The following is a 17,009-nucleotide window of genomic DNA, read 5'->3' on the forward strand; positions in this document are numbered from 1 at the left end:
CGCACCGACCACATTCTCTTCATCGCCTCCGGCGCCTTCCACCTGGCGCGCCCCTCGGACCTGGTGCCGGAGCTGCAGGGGCGGCTGCCCATCCGGGTGGAGCTCGACGCCCTCGGGGTGGAGGAGTTCGTGCGCATCCTCACCGAGCCGGACTATTCGCTGGTGCAGCAGTACACCGCGCTGCACGCCACCGAGGGGGTCGCCCTGCGCTTCACCGACGACGGCCTGCGGCGCATCGCCGAGGTGGCCTGGCAGGTGAACGAGCGGACCGAGAACATCGGCGCCCGGCGCCTGCACACGGTGATGGAGCGGCTGCTGGAGGAGAGCTCCTACGAGGCGCCGGACCTCGCCGGCGGCGAGGTGGTGGTGGATGCCGCCTACGTGGACCGACAGCTCGGCGCGCTGGCGGAGGACGAGGATCTCAGCCGCTATATCCTCTGAGCACGGTCCACGAACCCGGGCCAATGCGCACTGTCATTGCCCGGCACGGCGGAAGCACACAGAATAGGCCCATAACGATGGCGGCCGCGACCGACGGCCGCCCGTGAGACGACCCTGCAACCGCGGAGAAAGACAGACCATGAGCGAGAAGAAGCACACGCCGACCGAGATCAACCTGCACCAGAAGTCCCGCGTCCTCGAGATCGCCTTCGACGACGGCGCCCGCTTCCAGCTGCCCTGCGAGTACCTGCGGGTCTACTCGCCCTCGGCCGAGGTGCGCGGCCACGCCCCCGGACAGGAGAAGCTGGAGACGGGCAAGGAGACGGTGAACATCACCGCCATCGAGCCGGTCGGCCAGTATGCCGTCTCCATCTTCTTCGACGACGGCCACGACACCGGCATCTACGCCTGGGATACCCTCTACGACCTGGGGGTCAACCAGGAGCGCTACTGGCGGGAGTACCTCGATCGCCTCGAGGCCGCCGGCTACAAGCGCCAGGCCCACTGAAACGCATCGCGGGCGCGGGCCCTGGCCCCGTCCCGCCGCTGACCGAGGGAATCATGAGCGAGAACAAAACCACCCATTTCGGCTACCAGCAGGTACCGGAGGAGGAGAAAGCCGGCCGCGTGGCCCAGGTCTTCCACTCGGTGGCGGACAAGTACGATCTCATGAACGACCTCATGTCGCTCGGTATCCACCGCCTGTGGAAGCGCTTCACCATCGAGCTCTCGGGCGTGCGCGGCGGGCAGCGGGTCCTGGATCTCGCCGGCGGCACCGGCGACCTGGCCGCGCGCTTCTCGCGCATGGTGGGGCCGGCGGGCGAGGTGGTGCTGTGCGACATCAACGACTCCATGCTGCGGGTCGGGCGCGAGCGGCTGGCCGACCGGGGGGCGGTGGGCAATATCCGCTACGTCCAGGCCGACGCCGAGGCGCTGCCCTACCCGGACAACCATTTCGACTGCATCACCATCGCCTTCGGCCTGCGCAACGTCACCCACAAGGAGGCGGCGCTGGCCTCCATGAACCGGGTGCTGAAGCCCGGCGGCCGGCTGCTGGTGCTGGAATTCTCCCAGCCCGTGGCGCCGGGGCTGAAGCCGGTCTACGACCTCTACTCCTTCAGCGTCCTGCCCGTCCTGGGCCGGCTGGTGACCGGCGACAGCGGCAGCTACCGCTACCTGGCCGAGTCCATCCGCATGCACCCGGACCAGAAGACCCTCAAGGGGATGATGGAGGCGGCCGGATTCGGCCGCTGCGAGTACTTCAACCTCACCGGCGGCATCGTCGCCCTGCACCGGGGCTTCAAGGTCTGAGCCATGACCAGCCTGCCCGGACTGATTCCCCTGGCGGCGCTGGAGGCGGCCATCAACACCGCCCTGCGCCTGGACCCGGAAACCTTCCAGCGGCTGCGCGGATTCGAGGGCCGGGTGGTGGCCCTGGAGTTCCGGGGCGCGCCGCTCACCCTCTATCTCCTGCCCGGCGCCGACGGCATCCAGCTCCTCTCCGCCTTCGAGGCCGAGCCCGACACCACCCTGGGCGGAACGCCCCTGGCCCTGCTGCGCTTCGGCGCCGGCGGCGGGGGCCTGTTCGGCGGCGAAGTGACCATCCGCGGCGATGTGGAGCTCGGGCAGCGGTTCAAGGCCCTGCTGGAGGGGCTCCGGATCGACTGGGAAGAGCACCTCTCCCGCCTGCTGGGCGACGTGGCCGCGCACCAGCTCGGCAACCTGGTGCGGGGCGTGGCCGACTGGGGCCGGAACAGCCTCGAGGCGCTGGCCCGTGACACCGGCGAGTACCTGCAGGAGGAGCGCCGCTGGCTGCCCCATCCCCGCCCGGTGCAGGGCTGGATGGCCGAGGTGGACCGGCTGCGCGGCGATCTCGACCGGCTCGAGGCCCGGGTGGAGCGGCTGCGCCGCCGCCTGGACGGCGCAGCGGCCGGGGGCGCGGCATGATCCGTCCCGGCCTGTTCCTGCGCCTTATCCACATCAACCTGGTACTGATTCGCCACGGCCTGGACGAGGTGGTGCTGGCCACCCACCTGTTCCGCCCGCTGCGCTTCCTCTACTACCTCTCGCCCTGGAACTGGCTGCGCCGCGAGCGGGCGCCGCGGGCGGTGCGCATCCGCCGCACCCTGGAGGACCTCGGCCCCATCTTCGTCAAGTTCGGCCAGATCCTCTCCACCCGCCGCGATCTCCTGCCCGACGACATCGCCATCGAGCTCAACCGGCTGCAGGACCGGGTGCCGCCGTTCCCGGGCAGCGAGGCCCGCGCCATCGTCGAGCGCGCCTACGGCCGCTCCCTCGCGGAGGTGTTCGACCACTTCGACGAGCAGCCGCTGGCCTCCGCCTCGGTGGCGCAGGTGCACGCGGTGCGCCTCAAGGACGGCCGCGAGGCGGTGCTCAAGGTGGTGCGGCCCGGCATCCAGCGGACCATCCGCCGCGACGTGGACCTGCTCTACACCGTGGCCGAGCTGGCGGAACGCTACTGGCCCGACGGCCGCCGGCTGCGGCCGCTGGAGGTGGTGGCGGAGTTCGAGAAGACCATCTTCGACGAGCTCGACCTGCAGCGCGAGGCGGCCAACGCCTCCCTGCTGCGGCGCAACTTCATCAACTCCGGCATGGTCTACATCCCCGAGGTCTACTGGCCCTACGTGCACGCCAACGTGATGGTGATGGAGCGCATCAGCGGGGTGCCGGTGAACGACATCGAGACCCTGAAGCGCCACGGCACCAACATGAAGCGCCTGGGCGAGCTGGGGGTGGAGATCTTCTTCACCCAGGTGTTCCGCGACAGCTTCTTCCACGCGGACATGCACCCGGGCAACATCTTCGTGGACATCAGCGATCCGGAGAACCCCCACTACATCTCCGTGGACTTCGGCATCATGGGCAGCCTCAGCGCCGAGGACCAGCGCTACCTGGCGCTCAACCTGCTCGCCTTCTTCAACCGCGACTACCGGCGGGTGGCGGAGCTGCACGTGGAGTCGGGCTGGGTTCCCTACGGCACCCGGGTGGAGGAGTTCGAGGCGGCCATCCGCACCGTCTGCGAACCCATCTTCGAGCGCCCCCTCAAGGACATCTCCTTCGGCCACTTCCTGCTGCGGCTGTTCCAGACCGCGCGGCGCTTCAACATGGAGGTGCAGCCGCAGCTGGTGCTGCTGCAGAAGACGCTGCTCAACATCGAGGGCCTGGGGCGGATGCTCTACCCGGAGCTGGATCTCTGGACCACCGCCAAGCCCTACATGGAGCGCTGGCTGAGCGAGCAGGTGGGCCCGCGGGCGCTGGTCCGGAACCTCCGCGCCAGCCTGCCGCTGCTGGCCGAGCGGCTGCCGGAGATGCCGGCCATGATCTACGACATCGCCCGATCGGTGCGGGAGCGCGAGCGCCAGGGCGGCAGCGACCAGCAGTGGCGGCTGCTGCGGCGGGAGATCCGGCGCGCCAACCGGCGCAGCTTCCTGGCGCTCACCGGCGCGGCGCTGGTGGTCAGCGCCGCGGTGCTGCTGGGGCTGGACGGCTACGGCCAGATGATGCTCGGCCGGGCGCCGGTCACCACCTGGATCCTCGCGGCGCTGGGCGGCGCCATGCTGATGGCCGCCTGGCCCCGGAACAGCGACGGCGACTGAGTCCCTGTGCCATTGTTGCGCCGGCTGTGGAAGTGCTCACCACGAAGGCACGAAGGACACGAAGAAAGGCAAAGGAAGAACATAGACAGGATTTACAGGATTGACCGGATTTCCTTGTGCATCTCACAAGGTCTTGCCCCTGGCGGGAAGATTTCCCATCGTTGCGCTGATCAAGAGACGCGCCAGCAGTGACCTGCCGGCTTCACAGTGCCATTCGAGATCGTATGCCAGCGAGCGTCTAATCCTGCGAATCCTGTAAATCCTGTCCATTCAGTCCTTTCAAGCTTCGTGTCCTTCGTGCCTTCGTGGTGAAGAATCCGTCGAAAGAGTAAACTGGCACTCTCTTTCAGTGCCGCGGCGGCGTTGGCAGGGGTTGCCGCGGTGGATGATTCCCCGGAAACGAGACGAGACCCGGAATGAGCGAAACCTGGCTCGATGAAATCAAGTGGAACGCCGACGGGCTGGTGCCGGCCATCGCCCAGGACGCGGCCAGCGGCCGGGTGCTGATGCTGGCCTGGATGAACCGCGAATCCCTGGCGCTGACGGTGCAGGAGGGGCGGGCCATCTACTGGTCGCGCTCCCGCGGCAAGCTCTGGCGCAAGGGCGAGGAGTCGGGGAACGTGCAGCGCCTGCGCGACCTCCGCCTGGACTGCGACAACGACGTGGTCCTGCTCAGCGTGGAGCAGGTGGGCGGCATCGCCTGCCACACGGGGCGCGAGAGCTGCTTCTACAAGCAGTATCGCGACGGCGGGTGGACGGCGGTGGAGGCCGTGCTGAAGGACCCGGCGGCCCTCTACGGGAAGCAGCCATGAGCGACATACTCGCCCAGCTGGCCGAGGTGCTGGAGGCGCGCAAGGCGGAGGACCCCGCAAAATCCTACGTGGCGGGGCTGTACGCCAAGGGGCTGGACAGGATCCTGAAGAAGGTGGGCGAGGAAGCCACCGAGACCGTGCTGGCGGCCAAGGACGGGGATGCCGCACATGTTGTTTATGAAACCGCGGATCTGTGGTTTCATACGCTGGTGATGCTGGCTTACCTGGACCTGCGTCCGGAACAGGTGCTCGAGGAACTGGCACGGCGGTTCGGCGTCTCGGGACTGGACGAGAAGGCGGCCCGGGGCCAGGCGGAGTAAGCCGGGGAACGGTACGGGCCCGACCCCCCGGACGGCTCTATCGCCCGATTGAGGCAATACTCGGAGAATAACTATGGGTTTGGGTGGAATCAGTATCTGGCAGCTTCTGATTATCCTGGCCATCGTGCTGCTGCTGTTCGGCGCCAAGCGCCTGCGCAACGTCGGCAGCGATCTCGGCGAGGCGATCAAGGGCTTCAAGAAGTCCGTGCGCGAGGGCGAGGAGGAGAAGCCGGCCGAGGCGGACAAGCCGCAGCTGAAGGAGTCGGCCGACGACGCCATCGAAGGCGAGGTCACCTCCAAGGACAAGAAGGAGGTCTGACCCGGGCCTCCTTCCGGTGTCCGCGATGGGCGGCCACCGGTGTTCCGGGTCTCTGATCGGACTCCCCTCACTCCATGTTCGATGTCGGTTTCTGGGAGCTAGCGCTCATCGCAGTGGTGGCACTGCTGGTGCTCGGGCCGGAACGGCTGCCGAAGGCGGCCCGTACCGCCGGGTTGTGGATCGGTCGTGCCCGGCGCGTGGTGATGAACGTCAAGACCGAGATCGATCGCGAGATCAAGGCCGAGGAGCTCAAGCAGATCATGGCCAAGCAGGCCCAGTCGAGCGGCGTGCACGAGATCGTGGAACAGACGCGCGAAGCGGTGGAGGGCGCCGCCCGGCCCGCGCCGGGAAGCAAGCCGCAGGCCGAATCCGGGTCCGCGCCGGCGGGCGCCGCAGAGCCGAAGCAGAGCGATGAGCCAAAGCCCTGATCCCGACATGGCTCCCGGCGACAACGAACAGCCGTTCATGTCGCACCTGGTGGAGCTGCGCGATCGCCTGCTGCGCTGCGTGATGGTGGTGCTGGTGGTGATGGTGGCCCTGCTGCCCTTCGCCAACGATCTCTACACCTTCATCGCCGAGCCGTTGCTGAAGCACCTGCCGGCGGGCACGAGCATGATCGCCACCGAGGTGGCCTCGCCCTTCCTCACCCCGTTCAAGCTGGCGCTGGTGCTGGCCATCTTCGCCTCGCTGCCCTTCATCTTCTACCAGATCTGGGCCTTCGTGGCCCCGGGGCTGTACCAGCACGAACGCCGGATGGTGCTGCCGCTGGTGGTCTCCAGCACCTTCCTGTTCTACCTGGGCATGGTGTTCGCCTACTTCGTGGTCTTCCCGCTGGTGTTCGGCTTCTTCACCAGCACCGCGCCCGAGGGCGTGGCGGTCATGACCGACATCGCCCGCTATCTCGATTTCGTCCTCAAGCTGTTCTTCGCCTTCGGCGTGGCCTTCGAGGTGCCCATCGCCACCATCGTGCTGGTGAGCATGGGGGTCACCACGCCCGAGGCGCTGGTGGCCAAGCGGCCCTACGTCATCATCGTCGCCTTCGTGGTGGGCATGCTGCTCACCCCGCCGGATGTCATCTCCCAGACGCTGCTGGCGCTGCCCATGTGGGTGCTGTTCGAGATCGGCATCTTCTTCTCCCGGGCCATCGTGCGCCGGCGCGATGCCGGGGGGGAGGCGCCCGCGGAGGCCGCCGGAACCGGTAGCGGATCCGGCGCCGCGGCGGCCGCCTCCGCTCCGGCCCGCCCGGAGCCGGGTGTCGGCGGAATGGAGACAGAGGCCGACTTGGAGGCCGAGTTCGATCGCGCCCAGGCGGAACAGGCGGCGCTGGAGGGGGACGCGGCGGCGCCGGAGTCCGACGACGACCAGCGCTATACCCGTGATGGCCTGCAGGAGGAGCTGGACACCCAGGGCGACGACGGCTCCGGGGCGACACCCGGGGCGCCGGACGGGGATCGGCCGCCGAAAGCCTAGCCCTCCGGCCGGAGCGCACAAACCAAAACCGCGCAGCGCGGTCTGAAGAGTGTGTGCCCGGACGATCCGCGCCGGCCACGCACCGGAGATCGCCCCATGCCACTGCGCCCCGCCGTCGCCGCTCTCCTCGCCCTGCTCCTGGCGCCGCCCACGCCCGCCGCCGCCGCCAGCCCGCTCGCCGATCATCCTTCCCCCTACCTGGCGCTGCATGCCGGGGATCCCGTGGAGTGGCGGCTGTGGGGGCCAGAGGCCCTGGCGGAGGCGCGCCGGGAGGGGCGCCTGCTGTTCGTCTCCAGCGGCTACTTCGCCTGTCACTGGTGCCACGTGATGCGGCGCGAGAGCTTCAGCGACCCCGCCATCGCCGCCCTGCTCAACGAACACTTCGTGCCGGTGAAGGTGGACCGTGAGCTGCTGCCGGCTCTCGATGCGCGGCTCATCGACTTCACCGAGCGGACCCAGGGCCGGGCGGGCTGGCCGCTGGGGGTGTTCATCACACCCGCGGGCCATCCCCTGCTCGGTTTCACCTACCTGCCGCCGGAGCGGTTCCGGGCCCTGCTCGAAGCCATGGCCGGGCGCTGGGAATCGGAGGGGGAGTCGCTGTCGGCGCTGGCGGCCCGGGTGGTGGAGACCCTGGAGGCGCAGACGGGCGGGACGGTTCAGCCCCTGGACCCGGGCCGGGCGCCGGCGCTGGAGGCGGCATTCCGTGACCAGGCCCTGGACCTTGCCGACGGGCTCGCCGGGGGCTTCGGCCACGAGAACAAGTTCCCCATGGCGCCCCAGCTGGCGGCCCTGCTGCAGCTGCAGGGGCGGCATCCCGATGCCGGGCTGGGGGCGTTTCTCGCCCTGACGCTGGAGCAGATGGCCAGCCAGGGCCTCTACGACCTGCTGGGGGGCGGGTTCTTCCGCTACACCGTCGACCCCGCCTGGCACCTCCCCCATTTCGAGAAGATGCTCTACGACAATGCCCAGCTCGCCACCCTCTACCTGGAGGCGGGCCGGAGTCTCGGCCGGCCCGAGCTCACGGCCGTGGGTCGGGAGACCCTCGCCTTCATGCTGCGCGAGCTGGCCGCGCCCGACGGCGGCTTCATCGCCTCCCTCTCGGCGGTGGACGACCAGGACGTGGAGGGCGGCTACTACCTCTGGCGCGAGGAGACGCTGACCGGCCTGCTCGACCCGGAGGAGCGTGCGGCGGTGCGGGTGGCCTGGGGGCTGGATGGCATTCCGGAGCTGGAGGCGGGGCAGCTGCCGCGGCGTGTGGCCGGGCTGGAGGCGACCGCCGCGGAGCTGGGGCGGCCGGCCGGGACGGTGGCGACCCAGCTGGAGCATGCGGCGGCGAAGCTGCGCAAGGCCCGCGCACTGCGCGGCCTGCCCCGGGACGGCAAGGTGGTGGCCGCCTGGAACGGGCTGGCGCTGGAGGCCCTGGCCGCCGGGACGCGGCTGCCGGACGGGGCGGCGTTCCGGGCGGCGGGCGAACGCCTGTACGCCTACCTGGCCGGGGTGCTGTGGGACGGCGGGCGCCTGGCCCGCGCCGGGCACGGCCGCCAGGCGGTGGGGGAGGGCACCCTGGAGGATTACGCCCTGGTGGCCCGCGGGCTGCTGGCCTGGGCCGGGGCCACCGGCGATGCCGGGGCCCGGCGCTTCGCCGCACGCCTGGTCGCCACGGCCTGGGAACGCTTTCACGGCCCGGCCGGCTGGCGCCTGGCGAGTGACTCCCTGTTGGGCTACGGCGGGGCGGAACCGGCCCTCATGGACGGTGTGCTGCCCTCGCCGGGCGCGGTGCTGGCGGGGGTGACGCTGGCGCTGGCCCGCACCGGCGAGCTGCCCGACTCGCTGGCCCGCCAGGCGGCCGCCGCCCTGGCGGCGGGCGGCGGTGCCGCGCGGGATGGGCCGTTCTGGTATGCCAGCTACGTGCGCCTGCTCTCAGCGCCGGTCGGCGGCGAGGGGTGAGGCGGGGGGCCGGCCCTGCACTTCGCCGGGACGGGGCGCCCACCAGCGCCTGCGGATGAAGTGGTCCACGGACAGTCGGCCGGGGCCGTGGAACAGGGGCACCAGCAGCAGAGCGCCCCAGAGCACGTGGTCCTTCATGCCCACCGCGTTGAGCCCGGGGTAGGAGACCACGGCCATGATGTTGAAGGCGAACAGGGCCAGGGCGGCCATGCGGCCGCCGAGGCCGAGGGCGAGGAACACCGGCAGGGTCAGCTCGGCGGCGGTGCCCAGCACGGCGGCGGTGGCCGGCGGGAGCAGCGGCACCTGGTACTCGTATTCGAACAGCCACAGGGTGCTGTCCCAGGTCTGGATCTTGGTCAGGCCCGCCTTCCAGAACACGTTGGCCACGTAGAGGCGGATGCCCAGATCCAGCAGCGGGGCGAGACGGTCGAGCCCGGTGACGGGCGGCCGCAGCAGGCGGCGCAGGGTCGGGATCGGGTTCATGGCGGAATCTCCGGTCAGTGGGGGTCGGTGCCGCCGCCGGGCCCGGGCAGCGTGGCGTCCACCAGCGTGGTGCGCTGCAGGTGGCGCTGCAGGCAGGCGTTGAGGTCGAATCCGGGCTCGACGGCCAGCGCCGAACCGGTGGCCGCCGCGAGTGTCCCGCCGGCGGCCAGCGCCGAAAGCCAGGCCGCCTCGCCCGCCTCCAGCCCCATCACCTCCACCGCCAGTCCGCGGCGCTGGACCAGCACCGACTCCCCGCCCGCCTCCAGGCGCAGGGACTCGATGGCCGGCCCCTCCGGCTGGTGGGCGGCCCAGATGCGGCCCACCGGCCAGTCCGAGGCGATGATCGCCACGCTGGGGTGGAATTCGAAGCGCAGCTCGCCGTAGCGGTCCGGGGCCAGGCCCGCCAGCCGGGCGGGCTCGAAGGCGGGCGCCTCCGCGGCGTGGAAGGCGCGGTGCCAGGCCCATTCGACCCGCGCGGTGTCCGGGAGATAGGGCAGGCCGGCCGCGGGCTCCCAGCCGGCCAGGAAGGCGGGGAAGGCCGCGCCGAAGGCGTGCAGGTTGCCGGAGCGGGAGGGGTGGAGCGGCAGGAAGGCGCGGGCGGCGGCGGCGAAGAAGGCCTCGCCCACCAGCTGCTCCACCACCGGGTAGACGGCCGCCAGCGCCTCGCGCAGGCTGATGTAGAGGTTGTTGCGATAGATGGCCAGGCGCGCCTCCGGCGCGAACTCCCCGCCGATGACGAGATCGCGGGCATCGCTGCGCCCGGCGTCGAACACCTCGCGGGAGAAGGCCGTCTGCAGCTCACGCAACGAGGGCATGGTGTCTCTCCGCCATCGCCTGCGCCCGCCCCGCCTCGTCGAGCAGGGTTTCCAGGGGCGGGATGCGCGTGTCCCACTCGATGAGGGTGGGGCAGCGGCCGAAGCGCTCCAGGGCCGCGGCGTAGAGGGACCAGACCGGGTCGCTGACCCGCCCGCCGTGATCGTCGATCAGGATCTCGCCCTCGGGATGGCGCTTCACCGTGTGGCCGGCGAGATGGATCTCGCCCACCCGCTCCACGGGCAGGGCCCGCAGGTAGGTCCCGGCGTCGAAGCCGTGGTTGCGGGCGCTCACGTAGACGTTGTTCACGTCCAGCAGCAGGCCGCAGCCGGTGCGCCGGGCCACCTCGGCCAGGAACTCCCACTCGGGGATGGTGGAGTGACGGAAGCGCAGGTAGCTGGAGGGATTCTCCACCAGCAGGGTGCGCCCCAGGGCCACCTGGGCCTGCTCCACCCGCCGGCAGAAGTGGTCCAGTGCCTCCTCGGTGTAGGGCAGCGGCAGCAGGTCGTTGTGGTGGACGCCGCCGACCGAGCCCCACGACAGGTGCTCGGAGACCAGCCCGGGCTGAAAGCGGCCGATGAGCGAGCGCAGCCGTTCCAGGTGGGCGGTGTCCAGGGGATCGGTGGAACCGAGGGACATGCCGACGCCGTGGAAGCTGAGCGGGTAGTGGCCGCGCAGGGCCTCCAGGTAGTGGAGCGGCGGGCCCCCGTCGCCGAAGTAGTTCTCCGGGTGGACCTCGAGCCAGCCCACGGCGGGACGCCGTTCCAGCAGGTCGCGGTAGTGGGGGGCGCGCAGCCCGATCCCGGCGCGCGCCGGGATCGGGTCTGGCGCAGGCTGTGATGCAGCCGTGGTCATGGCTCAGCTGCTGGCGGTGCTGCCGCCCACGATCTTGTCGCAGGTACCGGCGGGCACGACGATGAAGGCGTCCTTCGCCCCGTCCATCTTGGAGGTGCCGGCACAGGAGCCGGTGGCGGTCTGGCAGTCGTTCTTGCCGGCCTTGGAGACGCCGTAGCACTTCTCCATCTCGGCCTTACCCTCCGCCATGGCGGGGGCGGCGCTCAGGCCGAGGACGAGCAGGCCGGTGACGGCGGATGCGATCATGCGGTTGGTGTGGTTCATGGTCATTCTCCTCAGGGTTGTCGGTGTCTGAAGACCGCGAACGGCGGCATTCGGACGAGTAGACCCGGACGGATGGGAAAACCTTGCAGGAAAAGGGTTGGCGGATTGAATTGGTACGTTATAACATTACATGCCAAGTCCGGTCCGGAGCCCGCCAAGCCGATGCGTCCCGCCCCCTCGCTGCGTTACCTGCTGTTGCTCGCCGCCCTGCTCGCGCTCCCGGCCCGGGCCGGGCCGCCCTCCGTGGTGGTCAGCATCAAGCCCATCCACTCCCTGGTGGCCGGCGTCATGGAGGGCGTGGGCGAACCGGTGCTGCTGGTCCGGGGCGCCGCCTCGCCCCACGGATACGCCCTGCGGCCCTCGCAGGCGCGGGCGCTGTCACGGGCGCAGCTGGTGGTGTGGGTGGGGCCGGGACTGGAGGCCTTCCTCGTCCATGCCCTGGAGACCCTGGGCCGGGAGGCCCGGGTGCTGACCCTGGCCGAGACGCCCGGCGTGCGGCTGCTGGAGGCCCGTGCGGGCGGAACCTGGGAACGCCACCGCCATGAGGAGGAAGGGGAGGCGCACGAACCGGAGCCCCAGGGCCACGACGGGGTGGGGGGGGAGCATGCCGCCCGTGACCACGGCGACGCGGATCCGCACCTGTGGCTGGACCCGGAGAACGGGCGGGCCATCGTGCGGGCGGTGAGTGCCGCCCTGCAGGCGATGGATCCGGGCAACGGGGCGGCCTATGCGGCCAACGCGGCGCGGCTGGACGCGCGCCTCGTGGCGCTGGGGGGGCGGCTGGAGGCGGAACTGGCGCCGGTGCGCGCAGAGCCCTACGTGGTCTTCCACGACGCCTACCACTACTTCGAGGCCCGCTTCGGCCTGAACGCCGTGGGGTCGGTGACCGTGAACCCGGAGACGCCGCCCGGCGCGCGCCGGCTGGCGGCGATCCGCGAGCGCATCGAGACCCTCGGCGCCCGCTGCGTCTTCGCCGAGCCCCAGTTCGAGCCGGCGCTGGTCCGCACCGTGGTGGAGGGCACGGCCGCCCGGGTGGCCACGCTGGATCCCGTGGGGGCGGCGCTCGAACCGGGCGCGGGCCTCTACTTCGAGCTGCTGGAGGGGCTGGGGGGCGCCTTCGCCGGCTGCCTGGCGGAGGCCGACTGACCCTGCACCCGCCGTTCCAGCTCGGCGGCGGTGCCGGGCTGGCCCAGGTAGTAGCCCTGGAAGGCGCCGCAGCCGTGGGCGCGCAGGAACTCGAACTCGGCCGTGGTCTCCACCCCCTCGGCCACCACCTCCAGGTCCAGGTGGGCGGCCATGCCGAGGATGGTCTCGACGATGGCGGCGTTGTTGCGATCCCCCGGTATGCCGCGGACGAAGGACTGGTCGATCTTCAGCCGGCGCAGGGGCAGCCGCTTCAGGTAGGCGAGCGACGAGTAGCCGGTGCCGAAGTCGTCGATGCTGATGCGCACCCCGAGCGCCTGCAGGGCGCGCATCCGCTCCGCCACCCCCTCGGTGTCCGCCAGCATGACCCCCTCGGTGAGCTCCACCTCGAGCCGCGCGGGGTCCACGTCCCGCTCCGCCAGCACTTCGCGGACCCGGTCCACGAACCCCGGCTGCAGGAACTGCACCGGGCTGATGTTCACCGACAGCCCGGCCAGCCGGCCGGACAGGCCCCGATCATCCCATTCGCGCAGCTGCCGGCAGCTCTCCTCGAGCACCCAGTCGCCGATGTACTGGATGAGCCCGATATCCTCCGCCACCGGTATGAACAGGGCCGGCGGCATGTAGACCCCGTCCTCCCGCTGCCAGCGCAGCAGCGCCTCGGCGCCGATGACGCGGCGGTCGGCGTCGAACTGGGGCTGGTAGTGCAGGGTGAACCGGCGGGCCTCCATGGCCTGGCGCAGGTCGGTTTCCAGGCGCAGCCGCTCGTCGGCGGCCCGCTGCATGCTGGGGCGGAAGAAGCGGATGGCGTCCCGGCCGTCGGTCTTGGCCCGGTACATGGCCGTGTCGGCGGCCCGGAGCACGTCATCGGCGCTGTCCTCCCCGGCGGGGAACAGCGCGATGCCGATGCTCGGGGTGACATGCAGGCGCTGGCCGAAGGGGCTGTAGGGTTGGGAGAGGGCGGCGCGCACCCGCTCCGCGACCTGCTGCGCCTCCCGTGCCGCGATCTCCTGGTCCGCGCCCAGATCGTCCAGCAGCACCACGAACTCGTCCCCGCCCAGGCGTGCGGCGATGTCCTGGTGGCGGATGCAGGTCGGCAGGCGGCGAGCGGTCTCCTGCAGCAGGGCATCGCCCACCGGGTGGCCGAGGGAGTCGTTGATGCGCTTGAACCGGTCGAGATCGATGAACAGCAGCGCACCCAGCTGGCCCGAGCGCCGGCTGCGCTCCAGTGTCAGCTGCAGCCGCTCCAGCAGCAGCCGCCGGTTGGGCAGCTCGGTGAGGGTGTCGTAGTGGGCCTGGCGGCGGATCAGGGCCTCGGCGGCCTTGCGCTCGGTGAAGTCCTCGACGATGCCCACCCCGGCGATGATCTCCCCGCCGATGTTGCGTACGCCGCTGAAGAAGCCGCGTATGGGCGTGCTCTTCACGGCGGTGAGGGATTTGTATATCCCCTCGTAGTAGCCCTGGCCGCTGGCGAGGGAGTCGCGCAGCGCCGCCTTGAGCCGCTCATCGCGCAGCGTGCCGGGCATGTCCAGCCCGATGATCTGCCGGCGGCTGGAGCCGACGATGCCCACGAAGGCTTCGTTGCAGTCGAGCATCACGCCGTTGCGGTCGTAGTGCAGCATGCCCAGCGGCGAATGGCTGAAGATGAGCCGGTAGCGCTCCTCGCTCTCGCGCAGGGCCTCCTCCCGCACCGCCGCCTCGATGCGCAGCGCCGTGTTGAGCAGCAGGTTGTTGTGCATGCGCCGGGCGTTGAGCAGCATGATGCTGTAGTAGAGCGCCACCATGGCGGCAACCGCCAGGGAGAGCTCGCCGCCGTGGGCGAGATGGCGGATGCCCAGCGGCAGCAGGCACAGGCTGATGAAGCTGGCGCTCGAGCCCCAGGAGGGGGCGAGGGTGGCGAGCGAGCCGCCCGCCATCCCGGCCAGGACCAGGGTCAGGAAGGCCTGGCGGCTGAAGTCCCCGGGGGTGAACAGCAGCAGGCCGGCGCTACCCCAGACCACGCCGGAGGCCACGGCGCCGACCAGGAAGCGCCGCTCCCAGCGGTGGGCGTCATCGGCGGGCGGCCGGCGGTGATAGGCGGCGTTGAGAAGGGTGCGGGCGATGCTGACGAGGATCAGGATCGCCAGCCAGGTGGTCAGGATTCCGCTGTGGATGTACCCGCTGTGGGCCCAGGCGAGCACCAGGGCCACGGCCACCGAACCCGGCAGGACGAGAGGGAGCCCGCCGAAGAGCAGCTTCACCTGCTCGCGGTGGATGAGCTCCTCGGCGCGCGTGCCGCCGGAAGCCACGCCGTGTGGGGTGGTCATCGTTCTCTCACCCTGGCTCCGTGGTTGGGTGATCCGGGCGTCGCTGGTCGATGGGCCAGTCTAGCCAACCGGGGGGATGCAGAACTTGACGGAACCGACAAAAGCGCAGGCCGGTCGACGACCGGCCTGCGGAGGGTATGGTGGGCCCACCAGGACTCGAACCTGGAACCAAGGGATTATGAGTCCCCTGCTCTGACCATTGAGCTATAGGCCCGGGTGGCGGGCATTATAGCCCGTCCGGGTTCGGCGGGGAGGGTTTGCGCCCCCGGGCTCCGGGGGCGCGGAGACGGAGCTCAGTCCATGTCCAGGAAGCTGCGCAGCTGCTCGGAGCGGCTGGGGTGGCGCAGCTTGCGCAGGGCCTTGGCCTCGATCTGGCGGATGCGCTCGCGGGTGACGTCGAACTGCTTGCCCACTTCCTCGAGGGTGTGGTCGGTGTTCATGCCGATGCCGAAGCGCATGCGCAGCACCTTCGCCTCGCGGGCGGTGAGGCCGGAGAGCACCGACTGGGTGGCCTCGAACAGCCCCTGGCGGGTGGCGGAATCCACCGGCGACTCGATGGTCACGTCCTCGATGAAATCGCCCAGGTGCGAATCCTCGTCGTCGCCGATGGGCGTCTCCATGGAGATGGGCTCCTTGGCGATCTTGAGCACCTTGCGCACCTTCTCCTCGGGCATCTCCATGCGCTCGGCCAGCTCCTCGGGGCTCGGCTCGCGGCCCATCTCCTGGAGCATCTGGCGCGAGATCCGGTTGAGCTTGTTGATGGTCTCGATCATGTGCACCGGGATGCGGATGGTGCGCGCCTGGTCGGCGATGGAGCGGGTGATGGCCTGCCGGATCCACCAGGTGGCGTAGGTGGAGAACTTGTAGCCGCGGCGGTACTCGAACTTGTCCACCGCCTTCATCAGGCCGATGTTGCCCTCCTGGATGAGATCCAGGAACTGCAGGCCGCGGTTGGTGTACTTCTTGGCGATGGAGATCACCAGGCGCAGGTTGGCCTCCACCATCTCCTTCTTGGCGCGGCGGGCCTTGGCCTCGCCGATGGACATCTTGCGGTTGATCTCCTTGATGTCGCGGATGTTGAGGCCGGTGTCCGCTTCCACCGACGCCAGCCGCGCCTGGGCGCGGCGGATGTCGTCGGCGTTCTCCGCCAGGGCGCTGGAGTAGGCCTTCTTCGCCTTCAGGTGCTGGTCGAGCCAGGCCGGATCGGTCTCGTTGTCCGGGAAGGAGAGAATGAACTGCTTGCGGGGCATGCGGGCCTGGTCCACGCAGATGCGCATGATGACGCGCTCGTGGGTCCGGATCTGGTCCAGGATGCCGCGCACGATGCCCACCAGCTCGTCGAACATGCGCGGGGTCAGCTTGAGCTGCATGAACTCGTCGGCGAGCTCGTCGCGCAGCTTGACCGTCCGGTCGTGGTACATGCCGTGCCGGGCGGCGGACTTCATCAGCTTGTCGTAGGCGCCGCGCAGGCTGGTGAAGCGGGCCTTCGCCTCCTCCGGATCGGGCCCGGTGTCGATTTCCGAGTCGCTGTCGCTGTCGCTGTCGTCGTCCTCGTCATTGTCGTTGCTGTCGGCGTTCAGCTGGCTGCCGACGGTGCTGCCGGCGGGGGTCACCGGCTCGGCCGGCTCGCTGCTGTCGGCGGTCAGGTCGACGAAACCGGTGATGAGGTCGTTGAGGCGCACGTCGCCCTCTTCCACCCGCCCGTACTGGGCGATCAGGTGGGCGATGGTGCCGGGGTAGGTGGCCAGGGTGGAGAGCACCTGGCGCAGGCCTTCCTCGATGCGCTTGGCAATCTCGATCTCGCCCTCGCGGGTCAGCAGCTCGACGGTGCCCATCTCGCGCATGTACATGCGCACGGGGTCGGTGGTGCGGCCGAACTCGTTGTCCACGGCCAGCGCCGCCACCGCCTCCTCGGCCGCCTCCTCGTCGGTGACCGAATCCTCGGCCAGCATGAGGGTGTCCGCGTCGGGGGTGTGCTCATACACGGTGATCCCCATATCGGTGATCATCGCGATGATGTCCTCTATCTGCTCGGGATCGACGATCTCGGGCGGAAGATGGTCGTTGACCTCGCCATAAGTGAGATAACCCTGCTCCTTGCCCTTGGCAATCAGGAGCTTGAGCTGTGACTGTTGCTGCTGGGAGTTCATAGGGTCAGTGGTTCCTCGTACCCGGCGGCGGAATTCGCGAAACCGCCGATTCTAATACACTGTCATTAG

17 protein-coding genes, 1 tRNA gene and 1 pseudogene (1 of these 19 running past the window's edge) are annotated in these 17,009 nt (G+C 70.1%); 12 read left to right on the forward strand and 7 right to left on the reverse strand.

Annotated elements, in window-relative coordinates:
* The 11 genes from hslU to DFQ59_RS01415 form a co-directional block, all read left to right on the forward strand.
* Positions 1-441, forward strand: partial view of an ATP-dependent protease ATPase subunit HslU gene (gene hslU, locus DFQ59_RS01365; RefSeq protein WP_114277869.1) — the final stretch only. Its footprint begins 885 nt before the window's first position; the window shows 441 of its 1,326 coding nt (coding positions 886-1,326); its start codon lies beyond the left edge, outside the window; the stop codon is at positions 439-441.
* A gap of 139 nt (positions 442-580) precedes the next feature.
* A complete protein-coding gene (locus tag DFQ59_RS01370) occupies positions 581-949 on the forward strand; it encodes a gamma-butyrobetaine hydroxylase family protein (protein ID WP_114277870.1) in 369 nt (122 codons plus the stop codon).
* 53 nt (positions 950-1,002) lie between these two features.
* A complete protein-coding gene (ubiE, locus tag DFQ59_RS01375) occupies positions 1,003-1,752 on the forward strand; it encodes a bifunctional demethylmenaquinone methyltransferase/2-methoxy-6-polyprenyl-1,4-benzoquinol methylase UbiE (protein ID WP_114277871.1) in 750 nt (249 codons plus the stop codon).
* 3 nt (positions 1,753-1,755) lie between these two features.
* A complete protein-coding gene (locus DFQ59_RS01380; RefSeq protein ID WP_114277872.1) occupies positions 1,756-2,388 on the forward strand; it encodes a ubiquinone biosynthesis accessory factor UbiJ in 633 nt (210 codons plus the stop codon).
* A complete protein-coding gene (ubiB, locus tag DFQ59_RS01385) occupies positions 2,385-4,058 on the forward strand; it encodes a ubiquinone biosynthesis regulatory protein kinase UbiB (RefSeq protein WP_114277873.1) in 1,674 nt (557 codons plus the stop codon). The genes DFQ59_RS01380 and ubiB overlap by 4 nt, the downstream gene beginning before the upstream one ends.
* 416 nt (positions 4,059-4,474) lie before the next feature.
* The gene (gene hisI / locus DFQ59_RS01390; protein ID WP_114277874.1) at positions 4,475-4,870 is read left to right on the forward strand and encodes a phosphoribosyl-AMP cyclohydrolase; all 396 of its coding nucleotides are present in this window, start codon (positions 4,475-4,477) and stop codon (positions 4,868-4,870) included.
* The gene (locus DFQ59_RS01395) at positions 4,867-5,190 is read left to right on the forward strand and encodes a phosphoribosyl-ATP diphosphatase (RefSeq protein WP_114277875.1); all 324 of its coding nucleotides are present in this window, start codon (positions 4,867-4,869) and stop codon (positions 5,188-5,190) included. Before hisI ends, DFQ59_RS01395 begins: the two co-directional genes overlap by 4 nt.
* Before the next feature lie 73 nt (positions 5,191-5,263).
* Entirely contained in the window at positions 5,264-5,509 is a 246-nt protein-coding gene (gene tatA / locus DFQ59_RS01400; RefSeq protein WP_114277876.1) for a twin-arginine translocase TatA/TatE family subunit, read from the forward strand.
* 74 nt (positions 5,510-5,583) lie between these two features.
* Positions 5,584-5,937 (forward strand): Sec-independent protein translocase protein TatB, encoded by a 354-nt coding sequence (gene tatB, locus DFQ59_RS01405; protein WP_114277877.1) that lies wholly within the window; start codon positions 5,584-5,586, stop codon positions 5,935-5,937.
* Positions 5,921-6,979, forward strand: coding sequence for a twin-arginine translocase subunit TatC (gene tatC, locus DFQ59_RS01410; RefSeq protein ID WP_114277878.1), 1,059 nt, complete (start codon positions 5,921-5,923; stop codon positions 6,977-6,979). The genes tatB and tatC overlap by 17 nt, the downstream gene beginning before the upstream one ends.
* A 96-nt stretch (positions 6,980-7,075) precedes the next feature.
* Positions 7,076-8,926, forward strand: a complete 1,851-nt coding sequence (locus DFQ59_RS01415; protein ID WP_114277879.1) for a thioredoxin domain-containing protein — start codon at positions 7,076-7,078, stop codon at positions 8,924-8,926.
* Here DFQ59_RS01415 and DFQ59_RS01420 read toward each other — a convergent pair.
* Genes DFQ59_RS01420 through DFQ59_RS01435 form a run of 4 tightly spaced genes read right to left on the reverse strand, consistent with a single transcriptional unit; the run spans position 8,900 to position 11,341 of the window.
* Positions 8,900-9,409 carry a DoxX family protein gene (locus DFQ59_RS01420; protein ID WP_114277880.1) on the reverse strand — a complete coding sequence of 170 codons (510 nt, stop codon included), beginning with the start codon at positions 9,407-9,409 and terminating at the stop codon, positions 8,900-8,902. The two genes, DFQ59_RS01415 and DFQ59_RS01420, sit on opposite strands and share 27 nt — an antisense overlap.
* A 14-nt stretch (positions 9,410-9,423) precedes the next feature.
* Entirely contained in the window at positions 9,424-10,224 is an 801-nt protein-coding gene (locus DFQ59_RS20430) for an HvfC/BufC N-terminal domain-containing protein (RefSeq protein ID WP_114277881.1), read from the reverse strand.
* The gene (gene bufB / locus DFQ59_RS01430) at positions 10,208-11,077 is read right to left on the reverse strand and encodes an MNIO family bufferin maturase (protein WP_114277882.1); all 870 of its coding nucleotides are present in this window, start codon (positions 11,075-11,077) and stop codon (positions 10,208-10,210) included. The genes DFQ59_RS20430 and bufB overlap by 17 nt, the downstream gene beginning before the upstream one ends.
* A 3-nt stretch (positions 11,078-11,080) precedes the next feature.
* Positions 11,081-11,341, reverse strand: coding sequence for a BufA1 family periplasmic bufferin-type metallophore (locus DFQ59_RS01435; RefSeq protein WP_114277883.1), 261 nt, complete (start codon positions 11,339-11,341; stop codon positions 11,081-11,083).
* A 162-nt stretch (positions 11,342-11,503) separates the two neighbouring features.
* Here DFQ59_RS01435 and DFQ59_RS01440 point away from each other — a divergent pair, with 162 nt between their 5' ends.
* Positions 11,504-12,487, forward strand: a complete 984-nt coding sequence (locus DFQ59_RS01440; protein WP_114277884.1) for a zinc ABC transporter substrate-binding protein — start codon at positions 11,504-11,506, stop codon at positions 12,485-12,487.
* Here the strand turns inward: DFQ59_RS01440 and DFQ59_RS01445 are convergent.
* From DFQ59_RS01445 to rpoD, 3 genes and pseudogenes are all read right to left on the reverse strand, one after another.
* Positions 12,424-14,790, reverse strand: coding sequence for a putative bifunctional diguanylate cyclase/phosphodiesterase (locus DFQ59_RS01445; protein ID WP_114277885.1), 2,367 nt, complete (start codon positions 14,788-14,790; stop codon positions 12,424-12,426). The two genes, DFQ59_RS01440 and DFQ59_RS01445, sit on opposite strands and share 64 nt — an antisense overlap.
* A 138-nt stretch (positions 14,791-14,928) precedes the next feature.
* A tRNA-Ile gene (locus tag DFQ59_RS01450) sits at positions 14,929-15,004 on the reverse strand.
* 79 nt (positions 15,005-15,083) lie between these two features.
* Positions 15,084-16,943: pseudogene (gene rpoD, locus DFQ59_RS01455) on the reverse strand (RNA polymerase sigma factor RpoD); the annotation flags it as partial.
* Positions 16,944-17,009 lie beyond the last annotated feature (66 nt).

It is taken from the genome of Thioalbus denitrificans, assembly GCF_003337735.1.
Lineage (GTDB): Bacteria > Pseudomonadota > Gammaproteobacteria > DSM-26407 > DSM-26407 > Thioalbus > Thioalbus denitrificans.

What these genes read in the sequence shown, in the direction of transcription:
- DFQ59_RS01445 (WP_114277885.1), bottom strand. Translation starts at nt 14,790, where the DNA reads ATGACCACCCCACACGGCGTGGCTTCCGGCGGCACGCGCGCCGAGGAG.
- DFQ59_RS20430 (WP_114277881.1), bottom strand. Translation starts at nt 10,224, where the DNA reads ATGCCCTCGTTGCGTGAGCTGCAGACGGCCTTCTCCCGCGAGGTGTTC.
- tatA (WP_114277876.1), top strand. Translation starts at nt 5,264, where the DNA reads ATGGGTTTGGGTGGAATCAGTATCTGGCAGCTTCTGATTATCCTGGCC.
- bufB (WP_114277882.1), bottom strand. Translation starts at nt 11,077, where the DNA reads ATGACCACGGCTGCATCACAGCCTGCGCCAGACCCGATCCCGGCGCGC.
- DFQ59_RS01435 (WP_114277883.1), bottom strand. Translation starts at nt 11,341, where the DNA reads ATGAACCACACCAACCGCATGATCGCATCCGCCGTCACCGGCCTGCTC.
- ubiE (WP_114277871.1), top strand. Translation starts at nt 1,003, where the DNA reads ATGAGCGAGAACAAAACCACCCATTTCGGCTACCAGCAGGTACCGGAG.
- ubiB (WP_114277873.1), top strand. Translation starts at nt 2,385, where the DNA reads ATGATCCGTCCCGGCCTGTTCCTGCGCCTTATCCACATCAACCTGGTA.
- tatC (WP_114277878.1), top strand. Translation starts at nt 5,921, where the DNA reads ATGAGCCAAAGCCCTGATCCCGACATGGCTCCCGGCGACAACGAACAG.
- DFQ59_RS01370 (WP_114277870.1), top strand. Translation starts at nt 581, where the DNA reads ATGAGCGAGAAGAAGCACACGCCGACCGAGATCAACCTGCACCAGAAG.
- DFQ59_RS01440 (WP_114277884.1), top strand. Translation starts at nt 11,504, where the DNA reads ATGCGTCCCGCCCCCTCGCTGCGTTACCTGCTGTTGCTCGCCGCCCTG.
- hisI (WP_114277874.1), top strand. Translation starts at nt 4,475, where the DNA reads ATGAGCGAAACCTGGCTCGATGAAATCAAGTGGAACGCCGACGGGCTG.
- tatB (WP_114277877.1), top strand. Translation starts at nt 5,584, where the DNA reads ATGTTCGATGTCGGTTTCTGGGAGCTAGCGCTCATCGCAGTGGTGGCA.
- DFQ59_RS01415 (WP_114277879.1), top strand. Translation starts at nt 7,076, where the DNA reads ATGCCACTGCGCCCCGCCGTCGCCGCTCTCCTCGCCCTGCTCCTGGCG.
- DFQ59_RS01380 (WP_114277872.1), top strand. Translation starts at nt 1,756, where the DNA reads ATGACCAGCCTGCCCGGACTGATTCCCCTGGCGGCGCTGGAGGCGGCC.
- DFQ59_RS01420 (WP_114277880.1), bottom strand. Translation starts at nt 9,409, where the DNA reads ATGAACCCGATCCCGACCCTGCGCCGCCTGCTGCGGCCGCCCGTCACC.
- DFQ59_RS01395 (WP_114277875.1), top strand. Translation starts at nt 4,867, where the DNA reads ATGAGCGACATACTCGCCCAGCTGGCCGAGGTGCTGGAGGCGCGCAAG.